At 55.4% G+C, this 16996-nt stretch carries 14 protein-coding genes; 5 read left to right on the top strand and 9 right to left on the bottom strand.

All coding sequences use genetic code 11. The features are described 5' to 3' along the window. Positions 1-32 precede the first annotated feature (32 nt). Both AVHM3334_RS17625 and AVHM3334_RS17620 read left to right on the top strand, forming a co-directional pair. Positions 33-554, top strand: a complete 522-nt coding sequence (locus AVHM3334_RS17625; RefSeq protein ID WP_092744242.1) for a GNAT family N-acetyltransferase — start codon at positions 33-35, stop codon at positions 552-554. 55 nt (positions 555-609) lie between these two features. Beyond that, positions 610-1776, top strand: a complete 1167-nt coding sequence (locus AVHM3334_RS17620; protein ID WP_284414449.1) for a methyltransferase — start codon at positions 610-612, stop codon at positions 1774-1776. A 65-nt stretch (positions 1777-1841) separates the two neighbouring features. Here AVHM3334_RS17620 and AVHM3334_RS17615 read toward each other — a convergent pair whose 3' ends face one another. Further along, a complete protein-coding gene (locus tag AVHM3334_RS17615; RefSeq protein WP_284414447.1) occupies positions 1842-2327 on the bottom strand; it encodes a hypothetical protein in 486 nt (161 codons plus the stop codon). Between the two features lie 243 nt (positions 2328-2570). On the opposite strand from AVHM3334_RS17615, the gene AVHM3334_RS17610 reads away from it, so the two are divergent. Both AVHM3334_RS17610 and AVHM3334_RS17605 read left to right on the top strand, forming a co-directional pair. Further along, positions 2571-4037 (top strand): YdgA family protein, encoded by a 1467-nt coding sequence (locus AVHM3334_RS17610; protein WP_284414445.1) that lies wholly within the window; start codon positions 2571-2573, stop codon positions 4035-4037. Positions 4038-4290: 253 nt separating this feature from the next. Further along, on the top strand, positions 4291-5238 hold the full coding sequence (locus tag AVHM3334_RS17605) for a tRNA dihydrouridine synthase (RefSeq protein WP_284414443.1): 948 nt from the start codon (positions 4291-4293) through the stop codon (positions 5236-5238). 109 nt (positions 5239-5347) lie between these two features. Here AVHM3334_RS17605 and AVHM3334_RS17600 read toward each other — a convergent pair whose 3' ends face one another. Genes AVHM3334_RS17600 through pilV form a run of 7 tightly spaced genes read right to left on the bottom strand, consistent with a single transcriptional unit; the run spans position 5348 to position 15076 of the window. Next, the gene (locus AVHM3334_RS17600) at positions 5348-7186 is read right to left on the bottom strand and encodes a phospholipase D family protein (RefSeq protein ID WP_502869933.1); all 1839 of its coding nucleotides are present in this window, start codon (positions 7184-7186) and stop codon (positions 5348-5350) included. A 26-nt stretch (positions 7187-7212) separates the two neighbouring features. Continuing rightward, positions 7213-7842 carry a GspH/FimT family pseudopilin gene (locus tag AVHM3334_RS17595; protein WP_284414441.1) on the bottom strand — a complete coding sequence of 210 codons (630 nt, stop codon included), beginning with the start codon at positions 7840-7842 and terminating at the stop codon, positions 7213-7215. Then, a complete protein-coding gene (locus tag AVHM3334_RS17590) occupies positions 7787-8296 on the bottom strand; it encodes a type IV pilin protein (protein WP_349816630.1) in 510 nt (169 codons plus the stop codon). The genes AVHM3334_RS17595 and AVHM3334_RS17590 overlap by 56 nt, the downstream gene beginning before the upstream one ends. Beyond that, complete coding sequence (locus tag AVHM3334_RS17585) at positions 8296-12738, bottom strand: pilus assembly protein (RefSeq protein ID WP_284414437.1); 4443 nt, start codon at positions 12736-12738, stop codon at positions 8296-8298. Before AVHM3334_RS17585 ends, AVHM3334_RS17590 begins: the two co-directional genes overlap by 1 nt. A 10-nt stretch (positions 12739-12748) precedes the next feature. Continuing rightward, positions 12749-13363 (bottom strand): pilus assembly PilX family protein, encoded by a 615-nt coding sequence (locus tag AVHM3334_RS17580; protein WP_284414435.1) that lies wholly within the window; start codon positions 13361-13363, stop codon positions 12749-12751. A gap of 13 nt (positions 13364-13376) precedes the next feature. Then, a complete protein-coding gene (locus AVHM3334_RS17575) occupies positions 13377-14408 on the bottom strand; it encodes a PilW family protein (RefSeq protein ID WP_284414433.1) in 1032 nt (343 codons plus the stop codon). Then, entirely contained in the window at positions 14405-15076 is a 672-nt protein-coding gene (pilV, locus tag AVHM3334_RS17570) for a type IV pilus modification protein PilV (RefSeq protein WP_284414431.1), read from the bottom strand. Before pilV ends, AVHM3334_RS17575 begins: the two co-directional genes overlap by 4 nt. A gap of 123 nt (positions 15077-15199) precedes the next feature. Between pilV and ribD the strand changes: the two genes are divergently transcribed. After that, positions 15200-16306, top strand: a complete 1107-nt coding sequence (ribD, locus tag AVHM3334_RS17565) for a bifunctional diaminohydroxyphosphoribosylaminopyrimidine deaminase/5-amino-6-(5-phosphoribosylamino)uracil reductase RibD (protein ID WP_284414429.1) — start codon at positions 15200-15202, stop codon at positions 16304-16306. Between the two features lie 20 nt (positions 16307-16326). Here the strand turns inward: ribD and AVHM3334_RS17560 are convergent, their stop codons facing one another. After that, on the bottom strand, positions 16327-16668 hold the full coding sequence (locus AVHM3334_RS17560) for a hypothetical protein (RefSeq protein ID WP_349816629.1): 342 nt from the start codon (positions 16666-16668) through the stop codon (positions 16327-16329). Positions 16669-16996 lie beyond the last annotated feature (328 nt).

Raw genomic sequence — 16996 nt, 5'->3', positions numbered from 1 at the left:
TTTTTCATCCCCTGTTTCGTTCCGTTTTTTCCATGTCCAGTATCCAGGTTCGTCCCGCCACGCTTCGCGATGCCAAAGCCATTGCACAGATCCATACCGTTTCCGCAGCCGAGGTGTACCGTGGCTTGTTGCCCGACGACCAATTGAAATCCCTTTCCTCGGTCGAAAAGCGCCAAGCCTATTGGCGCGAAGCCATCGAGTATTGCGAGCCCCAGGTCCAGGTGGCGGTGGACGGCGACAAGATCGTCGGCTTCGTCGGCTTCGACCGCTCGCGCGATGAAAAATCCCGCCCCACGACGGGTGAAATCTGGGCCATCTACGCCGCTCCCACGCACTGGAGCCAGGGCGTGGGCGTGGCTCTGTGGGACGCCGCTCGCGACGGCCTGCAGGAAGAGGGCTGCACCAACGTCACCGCCTGGGTGCCGCTGCGCAACGAACGCGCGCTGCGCTTTCACGAGCTGGCCGGCTTCAAGCGCGAAATGTCCACGGCCAAGACCGCTGTGGTCGGCGGCGTGAAGATCGAGGAAGTGCGTCTCAAGCGCCCCTTGAACTGATCCGCCCAAGCCCGCCAAGCCCATCACTTTCCACCCCTTTTTTGCATTGCACCGCATGATCCACTGGACCGAGAACGGCGAGGACCGCTCTGCGCCCTGGCGCAGCGAAAGCGGTGCCGCCGCGCCCCGCCGGGTGGTGTTGGCCGATGACACGCTCGCGGCAGACACGGCCTACCGGCTGGCATGCGAGGGCACGGGCCTGCTGTGGCGCGGCGACTTCCAGAACGCTCGTCACTTGCTGCAGTCGCTCATGCGCCGCGCGGACAAGAAGCCCAAGGCCGCCAAGGCGGGCCGCAAGGCCCAGACCAGTGCCGCGGCCGCCGCAGCGGTGGGGCCCGCACATGCCTTCCATCTGCATCGGCAGTCCCAGGCGCAACGCGCTCGGCTGCTGGGCATGGTGCTCGTGCCGGTCGAGGGCGACCACACCATCGCGTTGCGCCGTGCGCCCGATCTGCGGGAAGCCTTTGCCGAAGCCTGGGGCAAGCCCGATGGCACGGCCTGCGTGGTTTCGCTGCGCGAAGTGCTGGGGCTGGTCGGCGCGCACGAATGGCGCAAGAAGGGCGTTGAAATTCCGGCGCTTGGCACGGCCCAGGCTCCGCTCCGCATCCATCCGCACTACGGCGTGTTCTCGCCCGTGCGCGGCGAATACGTGGATCTGGTCGCCCAGGCACCGTTGCCCGCCACCGATCTCGCCTTCGATATCGGCACCGGCACCGGCGTGCTGGCGGCGGTGCTGGCCCGGCGTGGCGTGCAAAAGATCGTAGCGACCGATCAGGACCCGCGTGCGTTGGCCTGCGCGCGCGACAACGTGCAGCGGCTGGGCCTGGCGTCGAAGGTCGAGGTGCTGCAGGCCGATCTGTTTCCTCCCGGCCAGGCGCCGCTGGTGGTGTGCAATCCGCCGTGGCTGCCCGGCCGCGCCAGTTCGTCCATCGAGCATGCCGTGTACGACGAGGACAGCCGCATGCTGCGCGGCTTTCTCACGGGCCTGAAGGCCCATCTTTCTCCGGGAGGGGAGGGGTGGCTGATCCTGTCCGATCTGGCCGAGCACCTGAGCCTGCGCTCCCGGGCGCAATTGCTCGAATGGATCGCAGGCGCGGGCCTGCAGGTGGTGGATCGCCATGAGGTCCAACCCCGCCATGCGAAGGCGATGGACCCTGCAGACCCGCTGCATGCAGCGCGCTCGGCAGAGCGCACTTCGCTCTGGCGGCTTGCAGCTTCCTGATCGCTGGGTTTTTCAGCCGCCGCGAAGCGCCTGCCGGTCGCTGTCGCAGTGCTTGGCCGTTGCGTTCAGGCTGGCAGCAGTTGGTCCATGCGCTTCCTCACGGCGGCGGCGCGCTCGGGGCCGGCCAGCAGGGTGATCTCGTCCAGCAGAGCTTCGCTCACATCCAGCATGCTGTCGCGATCGCGTGCGCCACGAAGCGCTTCATGGAAGTGGCGGGCCAGATCGGCGTTGCGGCGGGCGAACATGCGCTCGCAAATGTCGAACAGGTACATGCGAGCGCCGGCGAGCGAGCGCAGCGCATTCGATGGCGCAGGCGCATCGATCGAGGCAGCGGGCGCGTCGGCTTGCCCAGCCGCAGCGCCGGGGTTCGCCAGGTAACCCTGGCGCATCAGCTGCTCCACGATCTGGGCGCCGATGCCGTTGTACATGGCCTGCAGATCCTTCAGCGGCCGGCCATCGGCCAGCAGCAATAAGGAGCGTTCACGCAGGCTGAGCGTGCGCACGCCGGGAGACAGTTCCAGGCGGGCCTTGTCGGTTCTCAGGAGCAGCATGGAAAGGGCTAAGGGTCAGGCGAAGGCCTGATTGCAGCGCAGTCGCGTGACGAGGCGATGACGCAGGGGTAACCCCTTTCGCCGAGGCTGGCTGGCCGCGCCCGCCGCCTCAGGTCCGTGATCGCGGCCAGGCAGGCATACCGGCTGCACCCATCGCAAAGTGCGTGCAGTCCTGCAGGGGGGGGGCGGTGGTATTCTCGCGGGCTTCGCCCAGGGGGAGAACTCATTTTTGATGGACATTCAATGAACAAGAAAACAGCAATCGGCGCCGCAGTGGCGCTTGTGGTCGTCGCGTATGGCGGTGTTACCTGGTACATGGGGCAACGTGCCCAGGCGAGCTACGAAGAGGCGCTGGTCGAACTGCGCAAGGCTGTCGGTCCGCAAGCCATCGTGTCCGAGGAATACCGCAAGGGTTTCTTCACCTCGCAAGCCAAGCTGGTACTGCAGTGGACGCCGCCCGCTGCCAGCGCGAAGGCCGATGCCAACGTCCCCCCCGCATCGCCATTGCGCCTGGTCGTGGACAGCACGGTTCACCATGGCCCGTTGGCAGGGCGCCGTCTGGCGGCCGCCGTGGTCGACTCCCGGTTTGCGCTGGAAGGGCTGGACCCGAAGGTCACCAAGGAGCTGGAAAAGGTGACCGCTCCCACGCTGACCACCGTACACCATCTGTCGGGCAAGCATGACCTGCGTTTCCTGGTGCCAGCAGGCGAGATCGGTAACGAAGAGATGACGATGCGCTGGCAGGAAATGGTCAGCGAAATGACCCTCAATGGCGACCGCACGCGCGTCAATGGCACCTTCCAATGGCCCGAAGTGTCGATGGTCGGCCTGCCAGGCACGCCCGGTGAAAAGGACGACGAGGCAGACGAAGAGGAAAAAGAAAAAGAAAAAGCCAAACCGGCCTCCCGCATCACCTTCGGCTTCAAGGGCATGGACGGCAAGTTCGAATACCAGGTGATCGACGGAATGTGGCTCTTCGCCCCAGGTACCGGTACGATGCGCTTCGCTCAGATCGACGCCAGCAGCACGCCGGCAGCCGGTGGTGCGGTGACTTCGATCATGGCGCTGAAAGACGTTGCCGGAACATCGACCATCGAGAACAACGGCCCGACGGGGAACATCGCGACTTCGCTCAACGGCAAAGGCAGCGTGGGGCCCATCGAATTCGAATCCATCGGCTTCGAAGAGAAGTTCCAGCGCATCGACATCCATACGATCAAGGCACTGCAGCAGGCTTTGATCGAGGAGTACCGGACCGATGGCGTGGCGAAGACAGCAGCCAAGGTGGAAGACCGCTGGCTGACTCTGCTGCAGGAAAGCGCACCCCGTCTCGTTGCCGCTCTTCCTGCCTATTCGATGAAGATCCTGGCCACGTACAAGGGCCAGCAGGGGCAGCTCGAATACGGCGCCGAGGTGCAGCGCGCACCGTCGGCTGAAGAGGTGGCGCAGGCCGGCTGGCAAGCGTCGTTGATCAAGGGGTCGACGCTGAACGCCAGCATGCGCTTGCCCAAGGCCTGGCTCCCACCCATTGCCCAGGCCGTCGGCCAGAAGGACATGAAGAGCGAAGACATGGACGCCATGATCGGCATGGCCCAGGCGGCCGGTTACGTGCGCCAGGAGAGCGACAACCTGGTCAGCGTGGTGAAGATGGAATCTGGTCAGGTCAAGCTCAACGGCAAGGGCATCGATCTGCCGAAGGGCGCTTTCTAGATCCTGGGCTGAGCCATGGAGCGCCCTGCGCAGCGGGGCGCTCGCATTCCGTGCCGGCAGATCGCGCCGGAGCCACGCAAGGGGCAGCCGTTATGCTGACCTTTTTGCTGATTCAAAGCCGATGTGACCTTCCTTTTCCGGCTGATGTCTGCGCCAGGCGAGGTCGTCTGAATTCCGTCCTGAAACGCTTGGTGAAAGGTTTCACGAGAATCGGTGGTCAGGGCTTTCGCGCTCCTCAAAAATCCATGTTGTCATGACCTTGCTGCTCGCTCCGATGGAAGGGCTTCTCGACTTCGTGCTGCGCGATGTGCTGACCCGTGTGGGAGGCGTCGACCGCTGCGTTTCCGAGTTCATCCGCGTCACAGGAACGCTCCTGCCGGACAAGGTGTTTCTGCGCTATATCCCCGAATTGCGCAACGGTGGCCGCACGTTGGCGGGCGTGCCGGTGCGAGCCCAGTTGCTGGGCTCCGATCCGGTCAGCATGGCGGAAAACGCCGCGCGCCTCGCTGCCCTGGGCCCCGAGGGAATCGACCTGAACTTTGGGTGCCCCGCGAATGTGGTCAACCGGCATGGCGGAGGCGCGGCACTGCTCAAAGAGCCGGACCGCATCGCGGCCGTGGTGGATGCCGTACGAAGGGCCGTGCCGCCGCATTTGCCGGTCTCCGCCAAGATGCGCCTGGGTTACCACGACACGTCCTTGGCCCGTGAATGTGCACAGGCCATGCAGGCTGGCGGCGCCTGTGAGCTGGTCGTGCATGCGCGCACCAAGATGGATGGCTACCGGCCCCCGGCGTATTGGGAGCACATTCCTGCGATACGGAGTGCCGTCTCTATCCCCGTCGTCGCCAACGGCGAGATCTGGACCGTGGCCGATGCACAGCGCTGCCGCGAGGCCTCAGGCTGCGATGCGCTGATGCTCGGGCGCGGCATCGTCGCGGACCCCGGTTTGGCACTTGCGATTCGATCAGCGGACGCTGGCAACGCGAGTGCCCCGCCGCTGACTTGGGCGGCATTGCAGCCGCACATCGCCGACTTCTGGCGGCTCGTCTGTGAAGACCTGGAGCCACGCCAGCGGGCAGGGCGCCTCAAGCAATGGCTCAATCTGCTGCGTCGTCGTTTTCCTGAAGGTGAGGCCGCTTATCAGCAAGTGCGAACGATGACGGACCAGCGGGAGATCACGGAGTGGCTGCAACGGCAGTAGGGTGGGGTGCATCAGCAATCCGGATCAAGGGCTGCTTTCGATCACAAACCGTGATCCTTCTGAGATCGCAGCGGCCTACTTCAGCGTCTGCGTTGCTGCGAGCAAGGCGCTAGAGCAGATGATCAGGCGCCAACGGCCCCAGCAGCTTCAGCAGCAGACGCAGGCCCAGGCCTGTATCGGGATCGGTCGTGGCATCCGGCAGGCCGCTGCCCTGCGGAGCGCGCCAGACCAGGCCTTTGTCGGTCTTCTCCAATCGCCAGGCGCCCTCGCGCATCGCTGTCTCGATCTGCTCGGACGCCATCCGCGAAAGTGCGCGGCTCTGGATCAGCAGGGCGATTTCGGTGTTCTGCAGTTGCGACCGCAGATCCAGGTTCATCGACCCGACGACCAGCAATCGGCCGTCCAGCACCAGCACCTTGGAGTGCAGCATGGACCGCGACTCGCCGGTGGCGGTGGCTCCGGAGGAGCCAAACGTCGATTTGAGCCCGGATTGCTCGCTGCGCAACTCATACAACTCAACCCCCATCGCCAGCAATTCTTCGCGATGGCGCGCATAACCCACATGCGCGACCGGTGCATCGTTGGAGGCCAGTGAATTGGTCAGCACCCGCACCCGCACTCCGCGCGCGCGCGCCTCGGCAAAAGCCTTTTTCATATCGTCGCCAGGCACGAAGTAGGGCGAGATGATGAGCAGATCCTGGCGGGCCTGGGCCAAAAGCTGCAACAGGCCGTCCACTACGGTATCGCCTTGCGCCGCATGCTCCGCAGAAGCTTGCAGCGCCTGCGCGCGTGGCGCTGCTGCCGTCGTGGCTTTGCCGCCTGCCGAAGGGGAGTCGGTAGCACTCACCTGCACCGCAGCACCCGGCTTCATGTCCGCGGCAGGGGCTGCGCTCTCCCCTTCCGCAGGGATTTTTGCGGGCCGGTCCGCCAGCATCACGGCAGGTGCCCACACAAAAGCGGCGGTGCTCAAATCCATGGGCCGTTGGTTCCAGGCCCAGTTGCGCTGCGTCTGCGTCGGGCCGTCGTGGGAGGGGCGCGGTTCGCCATCGGGGGGCTTTGGGCCGTCGCCCCGTGAACCACTGGTGTCTGGGGTGGCTCTGGCGGGAGGCGGCAAGTCGTCGCTGTCGTTGTCGTTGCCGTCCCCTTGATGGGGCTGCGTAGCCCCGGCGGCTTTCGTCGTCTGCTCGCGCAAGCGAGCCAGCTCCTGTTGCGTAATCAGCGACTGCACGGGATAGGCGCGCTCGTTGTTCCAATAGCTGTCGAAGCTGCGCGACAGGTCTTGCACGATCGGGCCGACCGCCAGCACGTCCACGTCCACGAAGTTGCCCGACTCGGCATTGCCGAAATAAGCGTCGCCGAGGTTGCGCCCACCCGCCACCCCCATGACGTTGTCCGCAATGAACAGCTTGTTGTGCATGCGCTGCTGCACCCTGGAAAAGTCGGTGACCGAGCCCCAAAGGCGCCCCAGCATCGAACCACGAGGCCCCGCGACCGGATTGAACATGCGCATCTCGACGTTGGGCTGGAACGCCATGCCCATCACCAACGCATTGCGCCCGGTGCTGTGAAAGTCGTCCAGCAATACCCGAACTCGCACGCCACGGCGGGCTGCTGCGACTACGCCTCGCAGCAATCGCTCGCTGCTGGCGTCGGCGTGGATGGCGTAATACTGAAGGTCCAGGGTTTTCTGGGCGTTTTCTACGAGGGCCAGGCGGCTGCTGTAGGCCTCTTGTGGGCGGCTTAGCAGGAGGAAGCCTGAGTCATGGCGCGCGCTCGAATGACGACGCTGTTCGTCGACTATGTTGGATAGAACAGTATTTCCTGGGCGAGCTAATGCTTGAGAGACGGGTCGATGGACTTCTGCAGGTAGGCTCGAGCAACCTGAAATAAATAACGTTAAAAAAAATGCGACTATGAAGTGAAGGCTGGATGTGGGAAGGTTTTTCACTCTACGCTATTAAAAAATCAAGGCTATTATTCAGAAGCTGTAGTGGTGCAACTAGAGTCGCTAGATGGGCTGCAAGACCTTGCCCTACCACTTTTTGAGATAATGATTCGCCGAGTTTCTTCTGTTTTCTTGGCTCCAGTTAAATCATTTCTTGTTATTGTTAGTGTGAGATTGGCAGCTGATGATCCTGATGTGGTTCTGGAAAATCCAGAGCTGTCAAATTTAATATATGGAACGGTGTCGCCTGAAGTACCATTTCCTGAAATGCTAAAGTAGCTAGCAGGTGCTTCTTGTACCATCACAGTAATGTCCTCGTTTGCACTGTACTTTCCATTGCGGTCTTTATCTACAAAAACTGTCCAACCATTAGCCCAATTAGCTCCATCGGAAGGTACGACAAAAGCACTAGCATTTTGCTTCATTGCTTCTGCTTTGGTTGTATTAATTGCCACAAGCAAAGAATTGATGAGCGATGTTAATTGGGAGTTTCGTTGAAATGCCTGAAATCCTGGAACTGCTACAAGTAGCAGTGCGCCCGCTACCGCTAATGTCACTAGCAGTTCGATCAGGGTAAAGCCATGCTGAAATCTGAATTTCATATTATGGCCAGCATAGTTTGGGATTGGTAGTAGTTCCTGTGCATCTTTTGGTCCCATTGCTCATCAACTCCAAATTACCAACTGCAGGGTCCGACTTAACAGGGGTCGCGATTACTCTGACACATTGAGAAATAGATAAGGTACTGCTCCCAGCGCCTGGGCAAGTATTGGCAGACAACAGATAGGCAGCTGATGCAGCATTTCCATCTCCTGAGAATGTCTTGAAAGGCACGCCAGTGGCAGTTATTCCACCACAGGCTGTAGAAGGAGAGGGTGCTAGAGGTGTAGCAGTTCCCCCGCTGTTGCTGAATGCCAGATAGCAGTTCTTCTGTGTCATATATCGCTCCTGCTGTTGGAGAAGTTCTGCCAGGGCAGCGCGGCCTTGGGCTCGGCGGCCCTTCAAAATGGAGTCGTTATAAGCAGGATAGGCAACGGCCGCCAAAATACCGATTACCGCTACCACGATCATGAGTTCAATCAATGTGAACCCGCAGTTCTTTCGGAAAATCATCATGGAACTGCCTTCTTATTCTTCATGTCTTGATAATTATTGATCTGGCGCCAGCTCAGTCGTCCCACTGCTTCCGTGTAGCTAACTACTTGGGTGCTTGTGCTTGCCCCCGCTTGTCCAATCGTAGTACTCCGCTTAGTAATGGTCCTCCATCCTCGACCGGTACTGTCAAGTGGCGCGGGAGTGGCATCAGTCTCAAAAAATATGCTTGGTCCTAACAGTCCGACAGGTGATCGGTTATATGTTCCTGAGCCTTCGCCAATATCAATAACGTAGGCATTGCTGTCGCCTGGCGTATTCGTGCAAGTTCCGGTAGCCCCGGTAGCGCCAGGAATGATGGTGTTAAAGGTAGCGTAAAGACTACCTTGGTCACCGATGGCACTGACCAGCTTCTCACCCGCAGTTGGCATGTCGAAATACCAGCCTGAACGCTGTGTCGTATCAGTATCGGAGATGGCTCTACCCCATTTGAATGCCCCTACCGTAACTACTCTTGTACCGGTATTCACAGAGCCTTGTTTTAAACGCGCTCTGCCATTGATAACGCTAGCACCGGCTTGCGAGCTGTCTGCGCCAGTGGTTCCATTGTCATATACCGCGTAGAAGCTGTTCGTCGCTGTCGAGGTGTTATCTCCAGTTTCCAGATACTTGCCGGTGCCAAAAGTCACGTAGAAAGTTTCTAACCCAGAAACTGCTGGTCCCGAGAAGATCGCTGGAGCAGCAGTGATTGGTTGAACTTTGCCGTTTGCATCTTTGGCGATATACAAGGGGTATGGTGTAGAGGAGTCTGTCGTGCCCTTGTTGAACGCTGTTAGCTTACTTATATTCCAATCCGTGGTGGCAAGATTCTTTGAGAAGTCCAATTTCCAAAGATTGCCATGAAAATCACCCATATAGATCTGCGTAACTTCACCGGCGCTGCCCCACAGCGGCTGAAAATTGGCAAGCCCTGTCGCGTTAGTTGCCTTCAGGGTTTCATCGATGGGAAGTGATATCTTGAAGTAGTTAGTGCCTAATGTCCAAGCAGTACCAGGTTGTTTGTCCAAAGCCAATAGGAAAAGAGCCGGTTCCCCCGTAGTACTAAATCTCCCATTTACATCTGGTACATAATTGTTGACCCCACTTGCTACAACTGCAAACCAACGATAAGTAGCGGTGCTGGAGCTGCCGCTGGTTTTAAATTTTAAAATTTGCGGTTTCCCAATGATCTGTCCCATATGCATGCTATCGGCTTTTTCATCAGACCGTTTAAATTCCCACATTACATTGGCTGCAGTGAAATTAGCGGGGTCAGATACATCCAAAGCAAAAATGCCAGAACCACCTCCGCCTGTTCCTGATACTAAAACTGTTTTCCAGTCGGAAGCTGTGCCATTAGATGCCACCTGCGCTTCTGCCACAACTGGTGATGCGTCTACATAACTTTGATGACTTGTCGAATAAGTTGGATCTGTCAATGCTGAAAGCTTGTGGCCCAGCCAGCTTGGAATATAGGCAAAGAGCTCATTCCCATTGGTTGCATTAAAAGAATGAAGCATTCCGTCATTTGCACCAACAAAAACAGCAGGGGTCCGAGTTTTATACGCATTTCGAAATGCTGTATAGGCCGCACCTGAATAGGCTGCCGTCGGTGCGCCGGAATATACAACACTCGAATTGACGATATCTCCAAGTAATGAACTTCTAACGCGGAAAGGGCTACCTTCTTTACTTCTGTCACCTCTCAAGAAACTGACCCGTGCTGGACCTTGCCCATCCGCTGGAGCGGTAGGATCAGTTTTATTCAAATAGGCTTGGAGAGAGACTTCAATAGTGCTCCAAGTGAAATCCGATGCGACCGAATTTGCATTTCCAGCTGTATTGCCCACATAAATCTTTCGATTGACTGCGGGGGACGCCATGACCGAAAGGCGATCCGCCGCACTCCAGAGTTGTGTGCCCAAAACAAGACTGGAACCAGAAGCGTTCACTGGCTCTGCAATAACGTCACCGCTCCAATTGCTCGTGTCAAATTTCGCCGAATATACAACACTCCCAGACGAGCTGTTAATGGTCGTTGACGCAGAAGCACTGCCTGCAATACTTCTGGCTTGAGTAAATGCGTTTTTGAAAATCTCGTCAAAAGCCGACAATACTCCGCGAGCACTACTTTGGAGGTAATACGTTCCCGCTTCACCAGGGTCACTTGATTTTTGCCAGACGTTATTGTCATCTGTTCCGTCCTGGCGCTTGAAGGGATTTCCATACGTGTTGTAGGGTTTGGCGTCGGAATTGGCTGGATTAGATTCAAAGCCACCGTACTTTGATGCCATGAAAAATTGGTTTGCAAACCGGCGAGTTGATGCATTGTTTTGTGCGCCGTACTCATTGACGTCAAACAGAAACGTTTTTACTCTTAAACCTGGGCGCTGCATATCGGTTGCAGCAGTCCAGTCAGCCCCACGAATGTCATGCGTGTGAGACCAATAAGCCGAACCCATGATCTGGCTAGTCTGGGAGTTGGTGGGAACGCTGCTATTGGCACCGTTCGGATTGCCTGTGGTACGGGAAATATTTTCCCCATCTTTATAACTCACTGACTGATTTTTTTCAAAGGCTTGTACTACGCCGCGCCAAGCGTTGATATCTGGAATATTATTTGCTGCGTCCGGTTTAGGAAATCTATTGCCGTCATGGGTATTGATATCGCCAATTACGACTATATTGCTCTTAAGGCAAGAGTAATTTGAGGCATTGCTTCTGTTGGCATAAGGGTCTGCCCATTTTTTGTAAACTGGATATCCGTCATACATTTCTGCTGTTATGTTGTCAATTGCGGCATCGGTTGGCTGCAAACCTTGCAAATATCTTAGTGTCTCATAGTGCAATTCCCCCACTGGATCATAAATTTTGTAGCGTCCAGGGGTAGGGCCAGTCCTCCCAAATTTATTCAAATAATTGATGACGCCACTTATATTTGGTGTTTGCGTATTGTCGTTATCTGGATTGGATAAGAAAACACCAGTATTTGCATTCCACTCGGCGTTGGGATTTCCGCCGCTGGCAGTATTGTCTTGCCCAGTGGTGTTGAAAGTCTTGCTGCCAACATACTTCATAGGCGCGCGCAATACACCGCCATAACGGCCATTATTATAGCTTGCTGTTTGATCCATTAGATAACCAAATGCGGCAAGCCTCATTTGATCGCTGTATTTTTGAATCACGCCAGTAGGTTTATAGTTGCCGTTAGGGTATTGCCTGCATAAATTATATGCAGTGCGAATGTCTTGTAAGGTGCCTGAGCTTGTGTTGCATACTTGAACACGCGCATAAAAGAACCCATCGCTGTTCAAACCAGTTGCAGCGGGCGGGGTCCAATTGCCGGAATAGTTTCTGTAATAGCATTGTTTGGCTGTTCCGTTTTTCGGGTCGCCGAAAACGTCATTTGAACAAGCTACGCCATTAGAAGCAGGTGCGACCTTCCAGTAATTAGTGAAGCCCACTCTTACCCCATACCAAACTTCTTTAGTTCCACTAAAGTTGCAGATGTTACCCTCATTGCCGCACGATGTCATGCCGGAAGGCAATGCACTTGAATTGGTTGTAATCGGACCAACCGATGAGGTCGCTGTGGGAGAGCCTAACTTATAGGATGCAGGTCCTGTAGAGCAATCACCAGTATTGGAAGTGCCGAAATAAATTCGGTTTAAGGTATTTGCAACCCATATATCATTTCCATTGGCAGCAGTAATCATCGCTGCAGGCACTGCTCCCCAGTAAGTTCCGGCAGCGCTCCCATCACGTTGCAACTGTTTCGCCGGAAAATTTCTAGTGTTCCACATGCAGACCGGATCACCATTTGGTATAACCGCTCTTTGCAAGATCGTAAGGGAAGAATTTGATGTCGCCATATCAATGTAGCGATCACCTCCTGACAAGGCAAGGCGCAACATGTCGATGGCTGAACTACTTGCCCAGTTCAAAAAATTGCCACTGAAGGCGTCTGTACACTTCCGACTGGTTGCTGCACCGCTGCGATCAAAACGCTTGTAATCTGCAGTCGTCAGTCCAGCAGATGGGGGCTCAGAGGGCGCATCGTTATACACATAACAGCTTTCTGCGTCATAATATCCAAGATATTCTTGAAGATTGGAGTAGGTGCTGTCTGTAGTTCCCCCCGAGGGATACTGTGAACCTACCGTAGGGTATTCAACGGATAAAGCCAAAGCTAAAGTAGGCTTATCTACTGCTGCTGCTGCATAAAGAGGGTCTGCAGATATATTAATTGCAGGTATGGCAGGGGGCGTGTCGGTGCCAAAAGCTAAGAAAGAAACCGTCGCCGTAATCGGCAAAAATGCCCATGCAATCAATTTGGTGCGAGGGCGTCGGAAAACATTTCGTAAATTCATCAGTCTCTTTTTTGCTTTATTTGCTGCAGGCCTTAAAAAAATATTTAATTCCATATCGGCCTCGTTAATTTCTAAAAATTACTTGGGAAACAGTTTGGGTGTCTTCGTTCGGGCCAAATCCCATTGCTGTGATTCTGTAGATATATTTAATATCAGCCGGATTTGTCGTTCTGGACATCGATGGCTCAGGAATAGGTTCTATGACATACCGAGGAGGTCGTGCCGGTTGAATTCCGACTGCTCCGGATGGGAACGTCCTTCCCGTGAATTGTCCAAATTCTGTTGTAGGTTTATTGGTGTCTGTAGAGAGAAAGTTAACAGCCAACCACGCAGGTTGGCCTGCCGCTTTAAGACTGCATAAACCGGTGCTGTTCCCGGAATTGCCGCAATCAGAAACGAATTGCGCAATTTCAGTACTCCCTCGTTTGAAGATGCTATTGCGTTTGTTGGTGAAAGTTGCTGGTTGCCCTAGGATGTCAAATTCTGCATCCATTAAAGCAGCTTCAGTTGCTTGCCAAGCGACCTGTGTGTCTCGATCGTTTCGTGTGCCTCGCTCCGCCATCATGGATATCTGTACTCCTGATATGCCTAAGATAGAAACAATGACGAGAATAAGCATCACCACAATCAAAGAGGCACCTTGCTCCTTTGACGTCTGATGCACATGTGCTGATTTCATAACAATAATCTGGTTAATTGTCTTGTTGGTAATTGCGCAGATGAACAGTAAAAGTGACTGTTTGGCGCAATCGTCCATCGTTGGAGATCACAACCGTGCCTGGATCATTTGTAGAGTCAGCCAATCCACTCCCAATAGACCCAGAGCTTGAGCCTTTGCCCGTACCCATTGGATATAGAGTCTGTGAGCTTTTATCAACAGCAGAGCCAGACGGACCTCTTACGACCATACCTATGCGTAAACTTCTGACGCGTTGCCAATTTGAATAGCTAACTAAGGCATTTGAAGCGTTGGTAATTTGGTCGGCTCTTAAGTAACGCTCTGGCCCATTTTCTGGGGAGCTTGCTGAACTCGCGGGTAAGGTGGCGTTATTTGGTCCAATGCCGTCTACGCCGTAAAGAACTTGAAAGTTCTCTACACCCCTGATCAATGGCTCCGCTTTCAGCCTGCCGGATGAAGATACATAAGTGCACATGAGCGACGGTTCGCCATCATCGCCGACGCCGACATGAAGAATGCTGATCATCCGGTCGTACCGGTCTATCGGGACGGCCGAGGGCGCATTGCCCATGCAGTCGATCATGGTTTCGTCAGAGGTCGTGGCAGTAGGCGATAGTTGGCTCGCTTGATTTCGAATAATGAGAATATCGCTACCGCTGCCTACTTCGGATGATGACCAATCTGAGCTTTCATCCCAAGCATTTGTTTGGCTGCGCTTTTTATTATTGATTCCATAAATATTTGGTGGTGGATTTGATTGAATTCCGGCAGTGGCGTTTGGTAAGGGTGTAGCCGCATCCCTCACATCTTTATATCCTGCTTGAACACCCAGGCGCTGAATAAGATCGACTGCGAATCGGCTGTTATCGCGAATTTGTGAGGCTGTATCAACACTGCTGAAACCTTGGCGGGAAACGACAAGCGCAGCAACAGCGGCAAGTACAATTAGCAAGCTGATGACCATTGCTACCATCAACTCAATCAGAGTCAATCCTGTTTGCCTTTTATGAAAAGCTGGAAAGTTTGGTTTAATATTATTTTTCATATGGCACTTGCATTTCCGCTGGTAACTGGAAAAATAATATAAGGAGTACTGCCTGTAGTGCTGGTTTGTTCAAGCACATCAGCTCCAGTTTTGCTTCTGTCTGTGGAATTTCTTGTCCAACCTATCTTGATAACTGCGATTTCATTTGTTCCAGAAGTGTTGCATGACCATTGGGGTATGCCGTTGCTATCATAAGGAGCACTGTCGAAGCATATAACTACGCGCGCTCCCGGAAGGAGGTTATCAACACGTGCTAACCAATCGGTCATCTCTGCATTTGCAATGTCAGTTGCGGAAGTGCAGCCTGTAGCGGCATTTCCAACACTCAGACAATAAGAAGGGGTGGCCGCAACCATAGCGCCACTTGAAAGCGAAACTAAATACGGATTATCAGCCGGTGCGGTTTTTACGCCGATTTCTTTATTGCCTCGCATCATTTCTGCGAGTTCCCTTGCCAGCATTGCTGCTTGCGCCTGCAATCTAGCCTCTCTGTTTGATTGCAAAGCGAATGCTTGCATTCCCACCAGGCCCAACATGCCAAAAGACATGATCACGATCGCTACCAGCACTTCAATCAGGGTAAAGCCCTGATGTTTGCGAGCTTTCTGTTGGGCAGAGAATGGTGTGAGGCGAAGCGAACTAATTGGTAACAAGGCGGAAGATGTCATGCACGAATGTTACGTAAATCCGCCCTTATTGCCTCTGCCGCTAGCCCCTTGAGGCCGACCGTTTGGCGGCAGAATTCACGGTTTCACAGCGGTATGTGCACAGTTTCACAGGGGTACACGTAGATGATTTCAGACTCCGCCTACATGGCGATGGCCTTGGGGTTGGCGAAGGAAGGCCTCTTTCGCACATCTCCGAACCCCCGCGTTGGTTGTGTCATTGTTGACACTGCGGGCAAGGTGATTGGACGAGGTTCTACCCAGGCGGTGGGCGAAGCGCATGCAGAAGCCATGGCATTGCGCGATGCTCGGGAGCATGGGTTTTCGGTGGAAGGCACAACCGCTTATGTGACATTGGAGCCTTGTGCTCATCAGGGGCGGACTGGACCTTGTTGCGATGCCTTGGCGGAGGCTGGGGTGGCAAGAGTGGTCGCGTCCATCACCGATCCAAATCCAGAAGTGGCCGGGCAAGGGTTTCAGAAGTTGGCTGCGCGAGGAGTTGCTGTATCGGTTGGGTTGGAGGCCGAGTCTTCTCGAGAACTGAATATCGGATTCTTCAGCCGCATGATCCGGAAGCGTCCATGGATTCGGATGAAGTCCGCAGCGTCTCTCGACGGTGTAACGGCTCTCCACACTGGTGAAAGTCAATGGATAACTTCAACTTTGGCACGTGCAGATGGCCATGCCTGGAGAGCCCGAGCTTGTGCGGTGCTGACTGGAATTGGTACGGTGCTGGCGGACGATCCAAGGTTGGATGTGCGGGAGGTGAGCACTCATCGCCAACCGTCCCTGATCTTGTTGGACAGCCAGTTGAGGATGCCTTTGGACGCAGCTTTGTTCAGGCCTGAACGCAGTGTCTTTATTTACACGGCAGTTCGAAATCTTGAGAAAGAAGCCGTGTTGGCCTCACGTGGAGTGACGGTGTTGCATTTCCCTGACGCATCGGGCCAAGTCGATCTTGCTGCCATGTGTTTCGATCTGGGCCGCCTTCAAATGAATGAGGTGCACATGGAGGCAGGGAGCTTGCTCAATGGCGCAATGCTTCGGGCGAAGATGGTTGACGAAATTTTGCTGTATTTAGCGCCGAAATTATTGGGGTCAGGGCGCGAAATCGCGCGTCGTCCCGACATATCAGCTTTGTCAAATGGTGATGCGTTGGCATTTCATTCGGTTGATCCAATAGGACCCGACTTGCGTGTTGTGGCAAGACTGTCGGGACGCGACGCGTTTTAAGTCCAAAACTTTACCGGCAGTCATCTGCTGGTGTATCCCAAACATGCCCCGGCATTGGGGCGGCCCTTGCACTCCCTGTACATCCTGCGATCACGCTCGGCCTTCGACTCTTCGGAAGTGCTTTTTTGGGTAGTGCTTTTTACCTTTGTAGAGTGCTTTTTCTTGACGGTGCGCTCTGCATTTGGTGGTTGAGGCGCCGCCTTTGCCGTGGCGCCTACAGTACTTATAAAAACAGCAAAGCAAAGTGCTACGAGGAAACCATCGAGCTTTTGGGTGGCTGGTGCAATCATTCTTCTCCCTTTAGATATTTGAATATGGCGGGCATTGTGTCGCATGAATAGCCACGCTTTGCCCACTAACATGCATTCTCTTTTCCATAGGATGGTTCAATGCGCGCTACTGGGCTTTGTTGCACAAACCGCCCCTTTGCGGCTCTATGCCGTTTCGAGTGGAACTTGACCTCAGGGAACATGCGGGGTAATGAGATAGTGCTGGGCTGAAGCGGAGGCAAGAAGATGAGCGTTGGTGTAGAGACCTTGTTCACGGCGGCGCTGGGTTTGCATGCACCGTGGTCGGTCAGCGAGGTGGACCTCAAGACGGCCAAACGGCGCATTGATTTCAAGGTCACCTGTGGCGAGCACAGGCTGGCGTGCCCGCAATGCGGGGCCGCAGAGCAAAGCATTCACGACC

The sequence above is a fragment of the Acidovorax sp. SUPP3334 genome, assembly GCF_030159055.1.
Taxonomy (GTDB): domain Bacteria; phylum Pseudomonadota; class Gammaproteobacteria; order Burkholderiales; family Burkholderiaceae_C; genus Paracidovorax.
The sequence above is the reverse complement of the archived record's forward strand: the minus strand, read 5'-3'. Positions and strand labels throughout refer to the sequence as shown.